General features: G+C 74.8%; 17 protein-coding genes. 8 read left to right on the top strand and 9 right to left on the bottom strand.

Annotated features, from left to right (window positions below; translation table 11 throughout):
• Positions 1-20: 20 nt before the first annotated feature.
• Entirely contained in the window at positions 21-806 is a 786-nt protein-coding gene (locus EBO36_RS04500; RefSeq protein WP_122823558.1) for a DeoR/GlpR family DNA-binding transcription regulator, read from the top strand.
• 19 nt (positions 807-825) lie between these two features.
• On the opposite strand, the gene proB is transcribed toward EBO36_RS04500, so the two are convergent.
• Positions 826-1,959, bottom strand: a complete 1,134-nt coding sequence (gene proB, locus EBO36_RS04495) for a glutamate 5-kinase (protein WP_241237006.1) — start codon at positions 1,957-1,959, stop codon at positions 826-828.
• A 148-nt stretch (positions 1,960-2,107) separates the two neighbouring features.
• Between proB and EBO36_RS04490 the strand changes: the two genes are divergently transcribed.
• Positions 2,108-2,728: a GyrI-like domain-containing protein gene (locus tag EBO36_RS04490; RefSeq protein WP_122823557.1), complete on the top strand. Its 621-nt coding sequence runs from the start codon at positions 2,108-2,110 to the stop codon at positions 2,726-2,728.
• Between the two features lie 85 nt (positions 2,729-2,813).
• Here EBO36_RS04490 and obgE read toward each other — a convergent pair whose 3' ends face one another.
• The 4 genes from obgE to EBO36_RS04470 form a co-directional block, all read right to left on the bottom strand.
• Entirely contained in the window at positions 2,814-4,343 is a 1,530-nt protein-coding gene (gene obgE, locus EBO36_RS04485) for a GTPase ObgE (RefSeq protein ID WP_122823556.1), read from the bottom strand.
• 120 nt (positions 4,344-4,463) lie between these two features.
• The gene (gene rpmA, locus EBO36_RS04480) at positions 4,464-4,721 is read right to left on the bottom strand and encodes a 50S ribosomal protein L27 (protein WP_122823555.1); all 258 of its coding nucleotides are present in this window, start codon (positions 4,719-4,721) and stop codon (positions 4,464-4,466) included.
• 63 nt (positions 4,722-4,784) lie between these two features.
• On the bottom strand, positions 4,785-5,108 hold the full coding sequence (gene rplU / locus EBO36_RS04475; protein WP_122823554.1) for a 50S ribosomal protein L21: 324 nt from the start codon (positions 5,106-5,108) through the stop codon (positions 4,785-4,787).
• 193 nt (positions 5,109-5,301) lie between these two features.
• Complete coding sequence (locus EBO36_RS04470; protein ID WP_122823553.1) at positions 5,302-5,958, bottom strand: SDR family oxidoreductase; 657 nt, start codon at positions 5,956-5,958, stop codon at positions 5,302-5,304.
• A gap of 145 nt (positions 5,959-6,103) precedes the next feature.
• Between EBO36_RS04470 and EBO36_RS04465 the strand changes: the two genes are divergently transcribed.
• From EBO36_RS04465 to EBO36_RS04450, 4 genes are read left to right on the top strand one after another with little or no spacing between them, the layout of a single operon-like run.
• Entirely contained in the window at positions 6,104-6,433 is a 330-nt protein-coding gene (locus EBO36_RS04465) for a hypothetical protein (protein ID WP_122823552.1), read from the top strand.
• On the top strand, positions 6,430-7,962 hold the full coding sequence (locus EBO36_RS04460; RefSeq protein WP_164471343.1) for a TNT domain-containing protein: 1,533 nt from the start codon (positions 6,430-6,432) through the stop codon (positions 7,960-7,962). The genes EBO36_RS04465 and EBO36_RS04460 overlap by 4 nt, the downstream gene beginning before the upstream one ends.
• Positions 7,959-8,306, top strand: a complete 348-nt coding sequence (locus tag EBO36_RS04455; protein WP_122823550.1) for a hypothetical protein — start codon at positions 7,959-7,961, stop codon at positions 8,304-8,306. The genes EBO36_RS04460 and EBO36_RS04455 overlap by 4 nt, the downstream gene beginning before the upstream one ends.
• Positions 8,303-8,986 (top strand): TNT domain-containing protein, encoded by a 684-nt coding sequence (locus tag EBO36_RS04450; protein WP_122823549.1) that lies wholly within the window; start codon positions 8,303-8,305, stop codon positions 8,984-8,986. The genes EBO36_RS04455 and EBO36_RS04450 overlap by 4 nt, the downstream gene beginning before the upstream one ends.
• 44 nt (positions 8,987-9,030) lie before the next feature.
• On the opposite strand, the gene EBO36_RS04445 is transcribed toward EBO36_RS04450, so the two are convergent.
• Entirely contained in the window at positions 9,031-9,738 is a 708-nt protein-coding gene (locus tag EBO36_RS04445; protein WP_122825444.1) for a VOC family protein, read from the bottom strand.
• 99 nt (positions 9,739-9,837) lie between these two features.
• Between EBO36_RS04445 and EBO36_RS04440 the strand changes: the two genes are divergently transcribed.
• Positions 9,838-10,299 carry a hypothetical protein gene (locus tag EBO36_RS04440; RefSeq protein WP_122823548.1) on the top strand — a complete coding sequence of 154 codons (462 nt, stop codon included), beginning with the start codon at positions 9,838-9,840 and terminating at the stop codon, positions 10,297-10,299.
• A gap of 15 nt (positions 10,300-10,314) precedes the next feature.
• Here EBO36_RS04440 and EBO36_RS04435 read toward each other — a convergent pair whose 3' ends face one another.
• Together EBO36_RS04435 and EBO36_RS04430 are read right to left on the bottom strand one after the other, a co-directional pair.
• Positions 10,315-11,211 (bottom strand): endonuclease/exonuclease/phosphatase family protein, encoded by an 897-nt coding sequence (locus EBO36_RS04435; protein ID WP_122823547.1) that lies wholly within the window; start codon positions 11,209-11,211, stop codon positions 10,315-10,317.
• 180 nt (positions 11,212-11,391) lie between these two features.
• Positions 11,392-15,261, bottom strand: coding sequence for an Rne/Rng family ribonuclease (locus tag EBO36_RS04430; protein ID WP_122823546.1), 3,870 nt, complete (start codon positions 15,259-15,261; stop codon positions 11,392-11,394).
• Between the two features lie 455 nt (positions 15,262-15,716).
• Between EBO36_RS04430 and EBO36_RS04425 the strand changes: the two genes are divergently transcribed.
• Positions 15,717-17,423: a GAF domain-containing sensor histidine kinase gene (locus EBO36_RS04425; protein ID WP_122823545.1), complete on the top strand. Its 1,707-nt coding sequence runs from the start codon at positions 15,717-15,719 to the stop codon at positions 17,421-17,423.
• Positions 17,424-17,510: 87 nt separating this feature from the next.
• Here the strand turns inward: EBO36_RS04425 and EBO36_RS04420 are convergent, their stop codons facing one another.
• The gene (locus EBO36_RS04420; protein WP_122825443.1) at positions 17,511-18,128 is read right to left on the bottom strand and encodes a response regulator; all 618 of its coding nucleotides are present in this window, start codon (positions 18,126-18,128) and stop codon (positions 17,511-17,513) included.
• Positions 18,129-18,140 lie beyond the last annotated feature (12 nt).

The following is an 18,140-nucleotide window of genomic DNA, read 5'->3' as shown; positions in this document are numbered from 1 at the left end:
GGGGGCAGGAGGACTCGACCATGAACCGCCACGAACGCCTCACGGCGGTGCTCGAGCTCGTCGTCGAGCGGGAGAACCTCCACGTCGACGAGATCGTCCGCCGCCTGGGCGTGTCCGCGGCCACCGCACGCCGCGACCTCGACCACCTGGCCCGGCAGCAGCTCATCACGCGCACCCGCGGTGGCGCCTCGCCGAGCCCGACCTCCTCCGACCTCCCGCTGCGCTACCGGACAGCACGCCAGGCCGTCGAGAAGCAGCGGATCGCCCGCGCCGCCGCGGCCATGGTGGCGCCCGGCGACGTCGTCGGCCTCAACGGCGGCACCACGACGACGGAGGTGGCGCGCGAGCTGGTCATGCGCCCCGAGCTGCAGCGGGATGATCCCCGCGGCGAGGTCGTCGTCGTCACCAACGCCGTCAACATCGCCAACGAGCTCGCGGTGCGGCGGCACGTGCGGGTCGTGCTCACCGGGGGCGTGATGCGGCCGCTGACCTACGAGCTCACCGGTCCCCTGGCCCGCGGGATCCTCGACGAGATCTCCATCGGCACGCTCTTCCTCGGGGTCAACGCCCTCGACCCCGAGGCGGGGGCGTTCGCGCACCACGAGGGCAGGGCGGCGGTGAACGCGGCGCTGGTCGCCAACGCCCGCCGGGTCGTCGCCGTCGCCGACCACACCAAGCTGGGCATCACGGCGTTCGCCAAGATCTGCGAGACGTCGGCTCTCGACGCCCTCATCACCGACGACGGCGCCGACCCGGAGGTCGTCGACCGCCTGCGGGCGAGCGGGGTCGACGTCACGCTCGCATGACGCCGGACGCGCGGGCGGGTCAGGCGCGCTTGACCACGACGAGGTCGTCGCGGTGGACGACGGCGCGCGGGGCGGTCCAGCCGTGCCCGTCGCGCAGCTCGTCGGTCGTCTTCCCGAGCATGGTGGCCACCTCGGCGGCGCTGTAGGCGACAAGGCCACGGGCGACGACGGCGCCGTCGGGCGCGGCCAGCTCGATGGGGTCGCCCGGCTCGAAGTCGCCCTCGACGGCGGTGATCCCGGCCGCCAGCAGGGAGCGCTTGCCCACGGTGATGGCCGTGACGGCGCCGTCGTCGAGGACGACCCGGCCGCTCGTCCGCGCGGCGTGGGCGAGCCACAGCCGCCGGGTGCTCGTGCGGCGCCCGGTCACGGCGAACCACGTGCCCACAGCCTCGCCGGCGAGGGCGCGGTCGGCGTTCTCGGCGGCGGTGAGGACCACCGGGACGCCGGCGCCGGTGGCGATGGCTGCGGCGTCGAGCTTCGTCACCATGCCCCCGGTCCCGATGGTGGTGCCGCGACCGGTGACCTCGATGCCCGCGAGGTCGTCCGGGCCGTGGACCTCGGAGATGAGCGCGGTGCCCGGTCGCGACGGCGGGCCGTCGTAGAGGCCGTCGACGTCGGTGAGGAGGACGAGGGCGTCGGCGCGCACGAGGTGCGCCACCAGGGCGGCGAGCCGGTCGTTGTCACCGAACCGGATCTCGTCGGTGGCGACGGTGTCGTTCTCGTTGACGATGGGCACGACGCCGAGCGTGAGCAGGCGCTCGAGCGCCCGCTGCGCGTTGCGGTAGTGCTGGCGGCGGATGAGGTCCTCCGCGGTGAGAAGCACCTGGCCGACGCGCTGGTCGTGGGCGGCGAAGGCCTGCGTGTACCGGGCGACGAGGAGGCCCTGGCCCACCGAGGCGGTGGCCTGCGCCGTGGCGAGGTCCCGCGGCCGGCTCGGCAGGCCCAGCGGGGCGATGCCGGCGGCGATGGCACCGGAGGAGACGAGGACGACCTGCTGGCCGCGGGCGCGCCGGGCAGCGAGGACGTCGACGAGGGCGCGGAGCCGGTCGAGGTCGAGGCGGCCGTCGGCGCCGGTGAGCGAGGAGGACCCGATCTTCACGACGACGCGAGGGGCGTCCGCGAGCGCGGAGCGGCCGGGCAGCGACGGGTTCACGGCCCCATCCTCCCGCACGGTGGCCGCGGCCGTGGCCGCCGTTCCAGCGATCGGGCCGCGAGGACCGGCGTGTCTGACCCCCGCGCCCTTCCCCCGCGGCCGAGCCTCGACAAGACTCGGGCCGAGAGAGGATCGGTGAGGAGCACCCGTGAAGACCGACCACAAGAAGGAGATCGCGACCTACACCGCCCGGCGCGGTGAGTTCGCGGTCGTCGAGGTCCCGGCCCTGCAGTTCCTCATGATCGACGGGCACGGCGACCCCAACACGTCGACGGCGTACCAGGACGCGCTCACCACGATCTACCCCGTCGCGTACGCGCTGAAGTTCCTCAGCAAGGGCGAGCTGGGCCGCGACTACGCGGTGATGCCGCTCGAGGGGGTGTGGTGGTCGGCGGACATGGCCGCGTTCACCACCGCCCGCGACAAGTCCCGCTGGTCCTGGACGATGCTCATCATGGTCCCCGACTGGATCACGCCCGATCACCTCGACACCGCCCGTACGACGGTCACCCGTAAGGGCGGCGCCCCAGCCCTCGACGCCCTGCGCCTCGAGCGGTTCGACGAGGGGCTCAGCGTGCAGACGCTGCACGTCGGGTCCTACGACGACGAGGCGCCGGTGCTCGAGGAGATGCACCACCGGTTCATCCCCGGGCACGGGCTGCGGATGACGGGCAAGCACCACGAGATCTACCTCAGCGACGCCCGGCGCACTCCCCCGGAGCGCCGCCGCACGATCCTCCGCCAGCCGGTAGCCCGCGCGGACGGCTAGCGGTCGCGCGGGCGGCGGCGTTCCACAGCACCCGGTTCGACGGCGGGGTCGGCCTGCTCCTGCGGGCCGACCTCGCCTGAGACCCCTACGGCTGCGGGTCGGCGTCCGCCGGGTCGGTCCAGTGCCGGGCCTCGCGCTCGGTCCACAGCTCGGAGCGGGCGTCCGCCTTGGCGTCCATCCGCTCCTTGTACTCGCGTCGCTTGTCGGAGCGCGTGGGCCGGGCGTCGTTCTCGAGGCGCAGGTCGACTCCGCGGGGCCCGAGGAGCTCGGCACCGGTGGACATCGTGGGCTCCCAGTCGAAGACCACGCCGCCCTCCTCCGGTCCGATGACGACCTCGTCCCCGGCGACCGCACCGGCCTTGAACAGCTGGTCCTCGACACCCAGGCGGGCGAGCCGGTCGGCGAGGTAGCCGACCGCCTCGTCGTTGGTGAAGTCGGTCTGGCGGACCCAGCGCTCGGGCTTGGCGCCGCGCACCTGGTAGAAGACGCCGTCGTGGCGGCGGCGCGGGGTGACGGTGAACCCCGCCTCGTCGACCGCGTCCGGCCGCAGGACGATGCGCGCGACGCCGGTAACGGGCGCCGCCTCGCGGGCCTCGCGCACGAGGCGGGCGAGGGCGAAGGTCAGCGGGCGCAGCCCCTCGTGCGAGGCGGCCGAGATCTCGAAGACCGGCAGACCGCGCGCCTCGAGGTCGCCGCGGACCATCTCGGCGAGGTCCCGCGCCTCCGGGACGTCGACCTTGTTGAGGACGACGACGCGGGTGCGCTCCATGAGCGGCACGCGTCCCCCGTCGATCTCGAGGTCGCCGGCGTAGGCGGCGAGCTCGGCCTCGATGAGGTCGAGGTCGCTGATGGGGTCGCGCCCGGGCTCCAGCGTGGCGCAGTCGAGGACGTGCACGATGAGGGCGCAGCGCTCGATGTGGCGGAGGAACTCCAGGCCCAGGCCCTTGCCCTGGCTCGCGCCGGGGATGAGCCCCGGGACGTCGGCCACGGTGAAACGCTCCTCGCCGGCCTGGACGACGCCGAGGTTGGGCGCGAGGGTGGTGAAGGGGTAGTCGGCGATCTTCGGCCGGGCCGCGGACATCGCCGCGATGAGGCTCGACTTGCCCGCGCTGGGGAAGCCGACGAGCGCGACGTCGGCCACGGTCTTGAGCTCGAGGACCAGGTCGACGACCTCGCCGGGCTCACCGAGCAGCGCGAATCCCGGGGCCTTGCGCTTGGGGGACGCCAGGGCCGCGTTGCCGAGCCCGCCGCGTCCTCCCGCGGCCGCGACGAAGCGCGTCCCGGCACCGACGAGGTCCGCGATCACCTGGCCGTCCGGGGTCTTGACGACGGTGCCGTCGGGCACGGGAAGGACGAGGTCCTGCCCGTTCTTGCCCATGCGCATGTCGCCCATGCCCTGCGTGCCCGAGGGCGCGCGGCGGTGGGGCGAGTGGTGGAAGTCGAGCAGCGTCGTCGTCTGGGGGTCGACGACGAGGACGACGTCGCCGCCCCGGCCGCCGTTGGCGCCGTCGGGACCGGCCAGCGGCTTGAACTTCTCGCGCCGGATGGACGCGACGCCGTTGCCGCCGTTACCACCGGAGGCGTGCAGGACCACGCGATCGACAAACGTCGCCATGATCGTTCCTCCTCCGGGCGGCTGGTGCCGCCCTCATTTTGCCCGGCCTGGTGCCGGACGTGCGAAACGGGGGCGGCCGGCTGTGCGCCGGCCGCCCCCGCTGTGCGTCGTGGGTGGTGCTCAGACCTCGGCAGAGACGATGTTCACCGTCTTGCGCCCGCGGCGCGTACCGAACTCGACGGCGCCGGCCGCGAGGGCGAACAGGGTGTCGTCCTTGCCGCGTCCGACGTTCTCACCGGGGTGGAAGTGCGTGCCGCGCTGACGGACGATGATCTCGCCGGCCTTGACGACCTGACCACCGAAGCGCTTGACGCCGAGGCGCTGGGCGTTGGAGTCGCGGCCGTTCCGGGATGAGCTGGCGCCCTTCTTGTGTGCCATCTCGAACCTGCTTTCGTCGTAAAGGGAACGGGTGAGGAACCGGGCCCGGTGCGGGCCGCGAGATCAGTTGGTGATGCCGGTGACCTTGATGCGGGTCAGCTTCTGGCGGTGGCCCTGGCGCTTGCGGTAGCCGGTCTTGTTCTTGAACTTCATGATCGTGATCTTCTTCCCCTTCTCGGGGCGCACGATCTCGGCGGTGACGGTGACCTTGGCGAGGTCGTCCGCGCCCGTCGTCACCTTCTCGCCGTCGACGAGCATGAGGGGGCGGAGCTCGACCGAGTCCCCGACCGCGCCGCGGACCTGGTCCATGACGACGACGTCGCCGACGGACACCTTCTCCTGTCGGCCGCCGGCCTTGACGATCGCGTAAACCACGTTGCTGCTCATCTCTGTCGTAACGGGGCCTGTCGCAGCCGGCCCTGCGGCGTTCCGCGGGGCGCGCGTCAGGCGCACGGGATGGCGCGTCCACGGGACGCACCGACGCTCAAGGTTACGCTGCGGGCGTCCCACGGGCAAATGCCGCAGGGCTCCGCGGGTGCCGGGACGCCTGTGGTGTCCCGCACATCACCGCGGCCGGTGGTCAGTGGACGAGCGCGGCCACCGCGTCACCGATGGCGGTGTCCCCGGAGACGAGCTCGGCGGTCACCCGCGCCGTGCCCGGCTCGTCGAGCATCGCGAGGAGCACCCGGGCGACGTCCTCGCGCGGGACCTCCCCCGACCCGGTCTTGTGGGCCAGGCGCACGCGGCCGGTGCCGGGTGCGTCCGTGAGGGCTCCAGGACGCACGATCGTCCAGTCGAGGTCGCGGGCGGCGAGGTCGTCGTCCGCCTCCTTCTTCGCCTCCATGTAGGCGGCCATGACCTCGTCCTCGATGCCGGCCCCGCCCCGCTCCGCGTTGATCGCCGAGACGATGACGTAGCGCCGCACGCCGGCCTTCTCCGCTGCGTCGGCGAGGAGGATGGCGCCGTCCCGGTCGACCGTGCGCTTGCGGGCGGCGCCGCTGCCGGCGCCCGCCCCCGCGGCGAACACGACGGCGTCGGCCCCCGCGAGGATCCCGACGAGGTCCTCGGAGGTGCCCGACTCCAGGTCGAACGTCACCGGCGTCGCGCCGAGCCGTGCGAGCTCGTCGGCGTGGTCCGGGTTCCGGATCAGCGCGACGGCGTCGTCCCCGCGCGCAGCGAGCAGGCGCTCCAGGTGCTGCGCGATCTTTCCGTGGCCTCCAGCAATGACGATCCTCATCGTTCGAGCGTAGATCGACTTCGCTGCCAGCGCCCGTCCGCCGACGAGCCGGGGCCCCGTCGCGGGCGCCGGCGTCCCGCCCGCCGGACGTCGGATAACCTGCGCGGGTTATCGACCCCTGGCTGTGGACGCGGAGGAACGACTGATGCCCTCGTACGACTTCGCCGTCGACCTACCCACGCTCGCGCGCGCCGCCCAGGGGGCGGCCGAGACCGTCCAGCTCTTCAAGGACGACGACGTCAACGACCTCATGCCCGCCAAGGGTGACCTCGGCAGCGACGCCGTGGCGTCGGCGGTCGACGAGTTCACCGGACGGTGGGAGCGCGGGATGAACAACCTCGTCAAGGACATCGAGGAGCTCGCCGGCCGCATGGGGAAGGTGGCAATGAACTACGCCGACCTCGACCGGTCCGGCCACGAGGCGATGACCGCGGTGGCAGCACGTGTGCGCGGTGTGCGCGTCGGGGGCCGGTGAGCGTGCCCAGCTTCGTCATCGACGGCGACCCCGGACGTATCCGGGCACGCGCCACCCTGGCGCGGGAGAAGGCCGGGGTGTTCACCTCGACCGCGGACGCGCTCGCCAAGGTGAGCACGGGCGGGTGGAGCGGGCGGGCCGCCGAGCGGTTCCGGGACGCCCTGGACACCGAGCCCGACCGGTGGCGCGACGCCGGCACGGGCTTCCTCACCGCCGCGCAGGCCCTCCTGTCCTACGCGGACGCCCTGGAGAGCGCGCAGCTGCGGGCCCAGTGGGCCCGCGGGGAGTACGAGCGCGGCGAGCAGGTGACCGGGCAGGCACGCGCGGCGTACGACGCTGACGTGAGCCAGGCCCGGCGTGAGGTCGCCCAGGCGGCCGCCCAGGGCGAGCACGTGACCCTGACGATCCTGCCGTTCACCGACCCCGGCGGGGCGGTCCGGGACGGGGCGCTGGCGGAGCTCGCCTCCGCGCGGGCCGATCTGGACGCCGCCGGGCAGGTGTGCGCCACCGAGGTCCGCGCCGGTTGCGCGGCCGCCCCCGAGGAGCGGCGCTGGTGGGAGAGCGGCCTCGCCGCCATCGGCGGGTTCCTCCAGGGCGCGGGTGAGGCGACGTGGGACCTGCTCACCCTGCCCGGCTCGCCGATCAGCCTCCTGCAGGACTCGATGGCCCTCGCGACCGGGCGCCTCACCCCCGAGGAGATGGCCGCGCGCTACCGGATGGGGGTCGAGCAGGTCGGGGACATGGTCACGGCGCTGCGCGAGGACCCCGCGGAGTTCGGCAAGACCCTCGGCAAGGCCGTGCTCGACTGGGACACCTGGGCGGACGACCCGGCCCGCGCGCTCGGGCACCTCGTGCCCGATGCCGTGGCGGCCGTCGTGACAGCTGGGGCCGGCGCCGTCGCGACCCGCGGGGTCAAGGGCACGGCCGACGTCGTCGACGCCCTCGGCGACCTCTCGACGACGGGGAACCGGCTCGACGACGTCGGCGACCTCGGGCGGCTCGACGACGCCGGTGGCCTGGGCCGGTTCGACGACGTGGGCGGCCACGTCCCCCTGGACGACCTGCCCGGCTGGACCGACGGCAAGGACGTCCCGCGTACCGGGCCGGACGCCGACCTCTACCCCGACGGCCTCCAGCGCTACGGACCGCTCGACCGTCAGGAGTTCTACGACCGCTACTGGGACCCTGCGGACGGCGCGTCGGGCTCGTGGCGCTACCCCGCGGACGAGGGCTTCGCCGCCCCTCCGCGGCCCAACACCATCGAGCCGGGCGACGTCCTCGACCGGCTGGGCCGGCCCGGAGGGTCCTACGCCTCCCCCGAGGGCACGCCTTACGCCGAGCGGGCGCTGCCGCCCAGCAGTGTCGGAGCCGACTACCACCGTTACGAGGTGCTGCGCCCGCTCCCGGACACCGTCACCGAGGGCCCCATCGCCCCCTGGTTCGAGCAGCCCGGTGGCGGGCTCCAGTACAAGTTCGACGAGACCATCGACTGGTACATCGAGCATGGCTACCTGAGGAAGATCGAGTGAGCACCGTCGAGGACCTCCGGGCACGCCTGGCCGAGGCCGGTCTCGACCCGGACGACGTCGGCCGCGCGGAGGACCGCTCGTTGCCGCGCATCGACGGGGTGCTGCTCCTGCGCACCACCGAGACCGGGGTCCGGGTGAGCACCTGGGAGCGCGGGCAGGAGCACTTCCCGCTCGATTTCGCGTCCGAGGCCGAGGCGGTGGACTACCTCGCCCCTCGCCTGCTCGCCCGCCGGTCCGTGTGGTCCCGTACCGAGGACGAGGCGAACGAGTCACGACGGCGCATGCAGGAGAAGGCGCGGCGCGCTCTGGCCCGCTTCGACGCCCCGACGACGGAGGACGAATGACGCACGCACGTACCCTCGAGGCGGCTCTCCGGGCCGCCGGGCTCCCGCCGGGCAGCGTGGTGCTCGCGCCGGAGCCCACGCCCGACGTGCCCCGACCGCCGGAGGGTCCGTGGGTGATCGTCCCGCACGGCGCCCAGTTCCTCGTGGGGGGCGTGGGCCGGGGGCGCTTCGCCGCGTACGAGGCGCTGTGGACGTTCGACGACGCCGTCTCCCTTGCCGTCCGGCTGGCCGCCACACCGGTCGGCGAGCCGATCGACGGCGGCGACGGGCCGAGTGCGGTCGAGGAGCGCGGTGACGGGGCCGAGGCGACGGCGTCGAGCCCGGCCGCCCTCATCGACCGCGGTCGTGCCACGGCAGACGCCATCCGGGAGCGGACCGAGCGCCGCGACGGGAGCCCGGGCCCGCACGGCCTCGTGGTGGGCGACGTGCTCGACTGCGTGGGGCCCGAGACCGGGCACCACCTCTACGCGCTGGGCACCCCCTTCCCCGCCCGGTCCCAGCCGCCGAGCGACATCGGGGCGCCGTACTCCCGCTACGAGGTCCGCGTGCCACTGCCCGCCGACGTCCGGGAGGGCGTCGCGGCGCCGTGGTTCGGCCAGCCCGGCGGGGGTGCGATGGTCGTGCTCGCCCGCCCGGTCCGCTGGTACGTCGACCAGGGGTTCCTCGCCGTCCTGGTCTGAGGCCGGTTCCTCACCACAGGGCGCCTCCTCAGGGCGCGCGATCGTCAGTCGGGGGACTGAGCTGCCGTGTCACGGCCCTGCCACGTGCAGATGCATGCCTCGTTGCCCTCGGGGTCGGCGAGGACCCAGTACGACGGCGCCCACCGATCGGTGAGCAGGCGGCCTCCCGCGGCGAGGGCGGCGGCGACGCGGGCCTCGGCCTGGTCGTGCGGGACCTCGACGTCGAGGTGGATGCGGTTCCGCTGCGGCCGAGGGGCGTCCATCTGCTGGAACCACACGTACGGCCCGAGCGCCGAACGGTGCTCGAGGGCGTCGGGCTCGCCACCGGGCCCGACCTCACTCACCGGCCGGTACCCGAGCACCGCCTGCCAGAACGGCAGCACCGCCGGGATGTCGAGGGCGTCGATGGCAATGTCGACCTCGAGCGGCTCGGCGGGGGCGGCGGGGATGCCGAGCTCGGCCGCGATCGCGGAGATGTGCCGGGCCAGCGCCACATCGGCCTCGGTGAGCGAGCCGTTGCGGTGCGTGACGAGGACCAGGTGGACCCGGAAGTAGCGCAGGTCGATGTCGGGGTGGTGGTCGAGGGCCTCGGCCGCGGCGACCACCCGCTCGACCAGCTCCGCGCCGCGCACCATCGAGCCCGTGCGGAACGTCGCGTGCAGCCGCCCGCGAAGGACGCGCCAGTCGGCCAGCCCCTCGCGCTCCTGGGCCTCCCCTGCCGTCAGCTCCTGCAGCTCCAGCTCATTGCTCATGGGGACACCGTGGCACGAGACGCGGCGCGGGTCCACGACGGCGCCGGTACGGCGCGCGGCGGACGGACCGATGTCAGTGGTCGGTGCCAGCATCGGCTCATGGACGACACGACCGTGCCGGTGTCGATGGCGCAGGCCCTGGAGGCGTTCTTCGCCGACGCGGCAATGAGCGACCACCCCGCCACGCGCGCCCGGATCATCGCCGTGCGACGCCACCTCGACGTCTTCCTCGACACCGAGGCCGAGCGCGCCCTCGTCCCCGACGAGCGGATCCTCGTCGAGGCGGAGCGGGAGATCGACCCCGTGGCCGCCGTCGCCCGGGTTGCCCCGCCGGAGGCGCTCATCGCGGCGCTGCCGGGGTTCCTCGAGGACGCGTGGCTGCTGCCGGCGCAGGCGGATGCCCGGGTGCAGGTCCGTGTCGTCGCCCAGCTCGCCGAGTGGGTGACCCACCACGGCTTGGCTCCGGGCATGGAGTGCTTCGTCCACCAGATCCACACGGCCGTCCGCGACGCGCGGCGCTCGATCGCGGACCGCGCCCTCCCGGGTGCGCCCCCCGGGTGAGCCGTCCCGAGCCGACTACTTCTGGGCGCCCCGGGGCACCTCGAGGTCGGCGACGACGGGCCGGTGGTCGGACCCGGTCGCCGGCAGGCCCGCGGCCGGGACGAACGCGTCGACGACGCGGATGCGCTCCGAGACCGTGACGTAGTCGATGCGCCGGTCCGGCGCCACGGCCGGGAAGGTGTACCCGTCGCCCTCCCCCGCCACGTCCCACGCGTCGGTGAGGTGCTCCCACAGCGGGGCGAGCTCCGGCGCCTCGGGCAGCGCGTTGAAGTCGCCGAGGAGGATCTGGGAGGCACCCGGCCCGTCGTCGGCGAGGATCTCCAGGGTGTCGGCCACCTGGAGCTCGCGCACCGTGGGGTCGGCCCGGTAGTCGAGGTGCGTCGAGTAGACGTGGACGCGGGCGCCCTTGGCCTGGATCACCGCCTCGGCGAACCCCGGCATGGGCGCCGGGACGGGCTCCGCCGACTGCGTCGACAGCCGGGTGATCTCGTGGTTGGTGAAGTCGACGATGGGGTACTCGGACAGGACCGCGACGCCGTACTCCGCCCGTGGCGCCCCGGCGACGGGCGGGTCGTTGGAGTAGATCGGCGCGAAGCCGACGCGCATGCCGAGGGCGTCGGCGAGCTCGGTGGCAAGGTCGAGGTTGAGGCTCCGCTCTCCCCAGTGCCGGTCGACCTCCTGGAGCGCGATGACGTCCGCGTCGAGCTCGGCGATGGCGCGGGCGGTCCGCTCGATGTCGAAGGTCCCGTCGGCCCCACGGCCGGCCGCGATGTTGTACGAGGCGACGCGCACCTCCACGGGCGGCGGCCCGGGCCGGCTCGGCGCCGCGACGGCGGGAACGGCGGCGAGCGCGAGGGCGCCGGCGGCGACCAACGCGACCGCGCCCTGGACCAGGCGTGCGGGACCTGCCATGACGATCTCCGTCCGTACGGGGCGTCGCGGGGTACGACGGCGCAGGTAAGAACGTAACGGCGCTCACACCGCCGGTGGAAGCGCCTTTCGTCTAATGATCGACGCGCCGGTGTCAGGAGACACGGCTGCGCCGTGCGGGTGGCGAGCCACCCGCACGGCGCAGGACGAGCTGCGGGACCGTCAGGCCGTGACGGGCCCGCCCGACGTCGCCCGACGCGGACGGCGACCGCCACGACGGCGCGGCTCCTCGGCGGGAGCCGCCGGTGCCTGGGCGGCCTCGCCGTCGCCGGACACCGACGTGCGGGGCTCGACCGGGCTGACGTCGGCGCGCGCGACGTCCACCGCAACGACCGGAGCAGCCGCCGGGGCGGACGCCAGCGGAGCCGGAGCATCCGTGGACGCCACCGGAGCCGGAGCAGACGTGGACGCGGACGCGGCGGGTGCGACTACGGGTGCCTCAGCCGGCGCCGTGATCATGCCGCCGGAGGCCTCCGTGGCCGGCGCCCTCCCGGAGGAGGAGGCCCGGCGAGGACGGCGCTTGCGCCCACCGGTGGCGGGCACCTCGGCGATCGCCTCGACCGGGGCCGCGACCGGGGCGGTCTCGGCCGAGCCGGTCTCGACCGGGGCCACGTCGGCCTCGGTGGTCGCGGCCTCGGTCGTCGCGGCCGCGACCGGCTCAGTCGCGGCGGGCTCGCTCGGGTCTGCCGGGGCGGTCGCCGTCGGCTCCTGGGCGGGCGCCGTAGCGTCGCCGGTGTCCGCCGTCGCACCCTCGTCCTCGCGCTCCCCGTGGGCCTGGGCGGCTGCGGCGGCAATCGTCGCAAGGGTCGCCCGGACGGCCTCGCGCGCGGCGACGGCAGCGGGGTCCTGGCTCAGGGCCGGCTCGGCGGGAGCAGCGACGGCGGCCGGCACGACCACCGCGGCCTCCTCGTCGCGCTTGCCGCCACGACGACGGCCACCGCCGTTGTCCTCCTCGGGGGCCCGCTCCACCGGGTCGGCGTGGACGATGAAGCCCCGACCGTTGCAGTGCTCGCACGTCTCGCTGAAGGCCTCGACGAGACCCTGGCCGACGCGCTTGCGGGTCATCTGGACCAGGCCCAGCGACGTCACCTCGGCCACCTGGTGGCGGGTGCGATCCCGTCCCAGGCACTCGATGAGGCGGCGCAGGACGAGCTCACGGTTGGACTCGAGGACCATGTCGATGAAGTCGATGACGATGATGCCGCCGATGTCGCGCAGCCGGAGCTGACGGACGATCTCCTCGGCGGCCTCGAGGTTGTTCCGCGTCACCGTCTCCTCGAGCGTGCCACCGGTACCGGTGAACTTGCCCGTGTTGACGTCGACGACGGTCATCGCCTCGGTGCGGTCGATGACGAGCGAGCCGCCGGAGGGCAGCCAGACCTTGCGGTCCATCCCCTTGGCGAGCTGCTCGTCGACCCGGTGCGCGGCGAAGACGTCCTTGCTCGAGGTCCAGTGGTGCATCCGCTCCGCGAGGTCCGGCGCGAGCGAACGCACGTACGTGGAGATGGTCTCCCATGCCTCGTCACCGGAGACGGTGAGCGAGGTGAAGTCCTCGTTGAAGACGTCGCGCACGACGCGCACGGCCAGCTCGGGCTCGCCGCGGAGCAGGACGGGGGCGGTCTTGGCGGTCTTCTGCTTGGCCTCGATGTCCGCCCACTGGGCGGTGAGGCGCTCGACGTCGGCGCGCAGCTGCTCCTCGGTGGCCCCCTCGGCCGCGGTCCGGACGATGACGCCGGAGCCGGCCGGGACGATCTCCTTGAGGAGCTTCTTGAGGCGCGCCCGCTCGTTCTCGGGGAGCTTGCGCGAGATGCCGGTCATGGCGCCGCTCGGCACGAGCACGAGGTAGCGCCCGGCCAGGGTGATCTGCGCGGTGAGGCGCGCCCCCTTGTGACCGATGGGGTCCTTCGTCACCTGGACGAGGACGGCGTCGCCGGAGGACAGCACGTGCTCGATGCGGCGCGGCTGACCCTCCATGCCGGCGGCGTCCCAGTTGACCTCACCGGCGTAGAGGACCGCGTTGCGGCCCTTGCCGATGTCGACGAACGCGGCCTCCATGCTCGGCAGGACGTTCTGGACGCGGCCGAGGTAGACGTTCCCGACCATCGAGCTCTGCGTCTTCTGGGCGACGTAGTGCTCGACGAGCACGCCGTCCTCGAGGACGGCGATCTGGGTGCGCCCGGACTTCTCGCGGACGACCATCGAGCGGTCGACCGCCTCACGGCGGGCGAGGAACTCGGACTCGGTGATCGTCGTGCGGCGGCGACCGGCGTCGCGGCCGTCGCGGCGGCGCTGGCGCTTGGCCTCGAGGCGCGTCGAGCCCTTGAGTGCGGTGACCTCGTCGCGGGCGGTGCGGCCCTCGCGGGCGGGTGAGCTCTCGCCCTCGCCCCCACGGCCGCCGCTGCGACGACGCCGACGGCGACGGGTGCCACCCTCGGACTCGTCGTCCCCCTCGTCCGTCTGGTCGGCACGGGGCTCCTCGCGAGAGGTCTCATCCACGGCGGGGGTCTCGGCCTCGGCGGAGTCCTCGGCGTCGTCGGACCCCTCGTCGGTCCCGCCCTCGCGCTGGCCCGTGCGGTTGCGGCGCCCACGTCCACCCCGACGGCGGCGACGGCGCTGGCCGGTCGCCTCCTCGTCGGAGTCCTCGTCGGCGTCCTCGGTGTCGGTCTCGGGCTCGGCGGCGACCTCGGTGGTCTCCTCCTCGGCCGTCGCCTCGGTGAGCGCCTCGTCCTCGGCCAGCTCCTCGACCGTCTCCTCCTCGGCGGGGACCTCGGCGGGGACCTCCGCGCGTGCGGGTCGACGGCGGCCACGGGCCTTGGTGAGGTCGGGGGCCTGGAAGAGCAGGGCGGTGGCGGCGAGGCGGGGGCCATCGTCCCCGCTGGGCTCGGGCGTCTCGGCCGCGGGGGCGGCCTGGGGGGCGTTCTGCTCCGCGGCGGCAGGCGTGGTCGCCCTGCCGCGGCCGCGGCGGGACCGTGCGGGCTTCTCCTGCTCGGCCGGGGCAGCCGGCGCCTGCGCGGCCGGAGCCTGAGCGGCCGGGAGCCCGAGCTCCTTGAGCACGTCGAGGGTCTGCTCCGGCGAGCGCGCGGGGGCGTCCTGCGTGGCGGACCGCTCGGTGGTGGCCGCGGCCTTGGACCGACGGCGGCGGGTCGGCGCGGCGGGCTCGGTCCGCGCGGCCGACTCGGCCGGGGTGGCGTCGGCGGGCACGGCTTCGCCGAGCGCAGCCTCGGCGGGCACGGCCTCCGTCGTGGCAGCGGGGGCGGCGGTGTCCGCCGTCGTGCGGGGCTTGCGCGTCCGGGCCGGGCGCTTGGCGGGGGCCGCCTCGGCAGCCGCCTCGGGCGCAGCGGACTCGGGGGCCGGCGCGTCGGAGGTGGTCGCGGGCGCGGCAGCGGCCTTGGTGCTCCGGCGACGCGCCTTGGGGGCCGCCTCGGCAGCAGCCTCGGGCGCAGCGGTCTCGGCCGCAGCGGCCTCCGGCGCCGCGTCGGCGGAGGTGGTCGCGGGCGCGGCAGCGGCCTTGGTGCTGCGGCGACGCGCCTTGGGTGCAGCCTCGGCAGCAGCCTCGGGCGCAGCGGCCTCGGGGGCCGGCGCGTCGGAGGTGGTCACGGGAGCGGCGGCGGCCTTGGTGCTGCGGCGACGCGCCTTGGGCGCGGCCTCGGCAACAGCCTCGGGCGCAGCAGCCTCGGGGGCGGCCGCCTCGGGGGCCGGCTGGTCCGAAGTGCTCGCGGGAGCGGCAGCGGCCTTGGTGCTGCGGCGGCGCGCCTTGGGCGCGGCCTCGGGCGCCTCGCCCTCCGGGGTGACGGCAGGCGCGGACGCGGCGGCGGTGGCGCGCGGGCGGCGCGCCCTGGCGGGTGCCGCCGTCGCCGGTGCGTCAGTGGTGCTGGCGGCGGCGTCGGCCGCGGCGGGGCTCGTCGTGGCGGGCGCCGCCGTCGGGCTCGTCGTGGTGGGCGCCGCCGTCGGGCTCGTCGCCCGGCGCCGGGGGGCCCGACGCGGCGGTGCCGCCTCGGCCGCGGGGGTGGTGGTGCTGTCGTTCTCGCTCATGGGTACATCCCTGCCCCACCGGCACCGTCCACACCACCGGCGCCCGTGGGCGGTTGGTCGTCGTCGGCCGTGGCCGGCGACGGAAGTCATGGGTCTCGCCAGGCCGCGGGGACTGGCGGCGACGCCGTATCGGTCCTCGTGCACCGGCAAGCAGCCGGCCGTGCGAGCGCGGCGCCCGCTTCTGCTGCAGCGCACTCACCCGGATGGTGAGGCGGCGCGAGGGAGCGGGGCGGACCAGCGCGACCTGTACGTCGTCGGACCGGAGGACGGGGTGTGGACCTGCCCGCCGATCCCGGCCAGTATCGCACAGCACACCCCACCTGCCCCGCGACCCGCCGGTCGGGGCACCGGTGCGGCAGCCTTCGGACGGGTGCCCCGCGGGCCCACCGGCTACCGTGCTGGCACCACACGAGCCGTGGCCGCGAAGGGCCACCGGCTCATGAAGGAGGGTGGCGATGGGGACGCACGGCACGTCTGACGGGGTCACCGTCGCGGAGGCGGTCGACCGCGCCGCCCCGCTCTTCGGAGCGGCGCTCGACCTCACCGCCCGGCTCGACCTCGAAGGCGTGCTCGAGGGCTTCGTCGAGAGCGCGGCCCAGCTCACCGGGGCCCGCTACGCCGCCCTGGGCGTCCTCGACAACCGCGGCGAGACCGCGACCTTCGTCCACCACGGCGTCGACGCCGAGACCGCGCGGCTGCTCGGGCACACGCCCCGCGGCCGGGGCGTGCTCGGGGCGATCCCCGCGGACGGCTACCTCCTCATCGACGACATCGCCGCCAGCCCGCACTTCGGCGGCTGGCCGGAGCACCACCCCCGCATGCAGACGTTCCTCGGCGTCCCGGTCCGCATCCGCGAGCAGGTGTACGGCCGGCTCTACCTCGCGGACAAGCCGACCGGGTTCACCGAGGCGGACGCCGCCGCGATGATCCAGCTCGCCGCCGCGGCGGCGGTCGCGGTGGAGAACGCGCGGCTCTACACCGCCGCGCGCGACCGCGAGCGCTGGGTGGCCGTGAGCCAGGACATCACCACCACCCTCCTCGAGGGCACCGAGGAGGAGGAGGCGCTGGCGATGATCGCCGCCAAGATCCGCGAGGTGGCCCGCGCGGACGCGGCGCTCATCATCCTGCCCTCGGTCGGGGACACGTGGGCGTGCGAGATCGCCGACGGCGTCGGGGCGTCGGACGTCGTCGGCGCAGTCTTCCCGCCGGAGGGCCGGGCGATGACGGTCCTCGCCAACGGCACGGGGATGATCGTCGACTCCCTCTCGCGCGCCCGCTCCATGCGGGTGCCGCAGCTCGGCCGGTACGGGCCCGCCCTCTACGCCCCGATGCTCGCCCAGGGCACCGGCATCGGCGTCCTCATCCTCCTGCGCCTCCAGGGCGAGCCCGAGTTCACCGGCTCCGAGCTGGCCATGGCGGAGTCGGTCGCCTCGCAGGCCGCGCTCGCCCTCGAGCTCGCCGGCGCCCGGCACGCCCAGGACGTCGCGGCCCTGCTCGACGAGCGCCAGCGCATCTCGCGGGACCTCCACGACCTCGCCATCCAGCAGCTCTTCGCCACCGGGATGCAGCTCGAGGCGGCGCGCGCCGCGGTCGCCAAGAGCGGCCCCGAGCTCGCCTGGGTGGCCACCACGCTCGAGGACTCCCTCACCAGCGTCGACGACAGCGTCCGGCAGATCCGGAGCATCGTGCACTCCCTGCGCGAGCCGGACACCGCCGTCGTCCTCGTCGAGCGGCTGCGCCGGGAGGCCTCCCTCGCGCGCACGGGCCTGAGCTTCGCGCCGTCGCTCGTCATCGACGTCGACGGCGAGGTGGTGAGCGACGACGAGCGCGAGGCCCGCCTCGTCGGCACCATCGCCGACCGGGTGGACCCGGACATCTCCGACGACGTCGTCGCCGTCGTGCGGGAGGGCCTGGCCAACGCCGCCCGGCACGCGCGCGCGTCCTCGGTCCAGGTCCGGGTCACGGTCCACGGCTCCGGTCCGACGGGCCACGTCGCCGTCGAGGTGGAGGACGACGGCGCGGGCGTCAACCCGGCCTCCACCCGCCGCTCCGGGCTGGACAACCTCGCCGTGCGCGCCCGGCGGCACGGCGGCACCTTCTCGCTGGGCACGACGGAGAGCGGCCGCGGCACGCTGCTCTCCTGGCAGGTGCCGCTCACCTAGCCGCGGCGCCGGCCGGCGGCCGGCGACCGCACACGGGGCCCAGGCCGCGCGGGGCTCAGGCCCGTGGGGCCCCGCCGGCCCGCGTGGTCAGCTGGTGCGCCAGCCGCTCGCGCGCTGGCCGGCGACCCACGCGGCCACCTGGGTGCGCCGCTGCAGGCCCATCTTGCTCAGCAGCGACGTGATGTGGTTCTTCACGGTCTTCTCGGCCACCCCGAGCCGCTCGCCGATCTCCCGGTTCGACATCCCGTCGCCGATGAGCTCGAGGACCTTGCGCTCGGACGGCGTGAGGTCCGCGGTCGGGTCCTCGTGGTCGGCACGCCGACGCATGACGGTCCGGTCGTCGAGCAGGGTCCGCCCGGCCGCCACTGCCTTGATGACGTCGGCGATCTCGGCGCCGCGCACCGTCTTGAGGAGGTAGGCCTTCGCCCCGGCCTGGAGCGCGGCGGCCAGCGCGTCGTCGTCATCGAAGGAGGTGAGGACCACCGGGCGGGCCTGGGGCAGGGACTCGCGCAGCGCCTGGATGATGTCGATGCCCGTGCCGTCGGGCAGCTGGAGGTCGATGAGCACGACCTCGGGGCGCACCAGCGGGGCGCGCCGTAGCGTCTCGGCGACCGACCCCGCCTCCGCGACGACGGTGAGGCCGTCCGCGCGATCGACGATCTCGGCGATCCCGCGGCGGACGATCTCGTGGTCGTCGACGATCATCACGCGGACGTC

This window comes from Georgenia faecalis (assembly GCF_003710105.1).
Classification (GTDB): Bacteria; Actinomycetota; Actinomycetes; order Actinomycetales; family Actinomycetaceae; genus Georgenia_A; species Georgenia_A faecalis.
The sequence above is the reverse complement of the archived record's forward strand: the minus strand, read 5'-3'. Positions and strand labels throughout refer to the sequence as shown.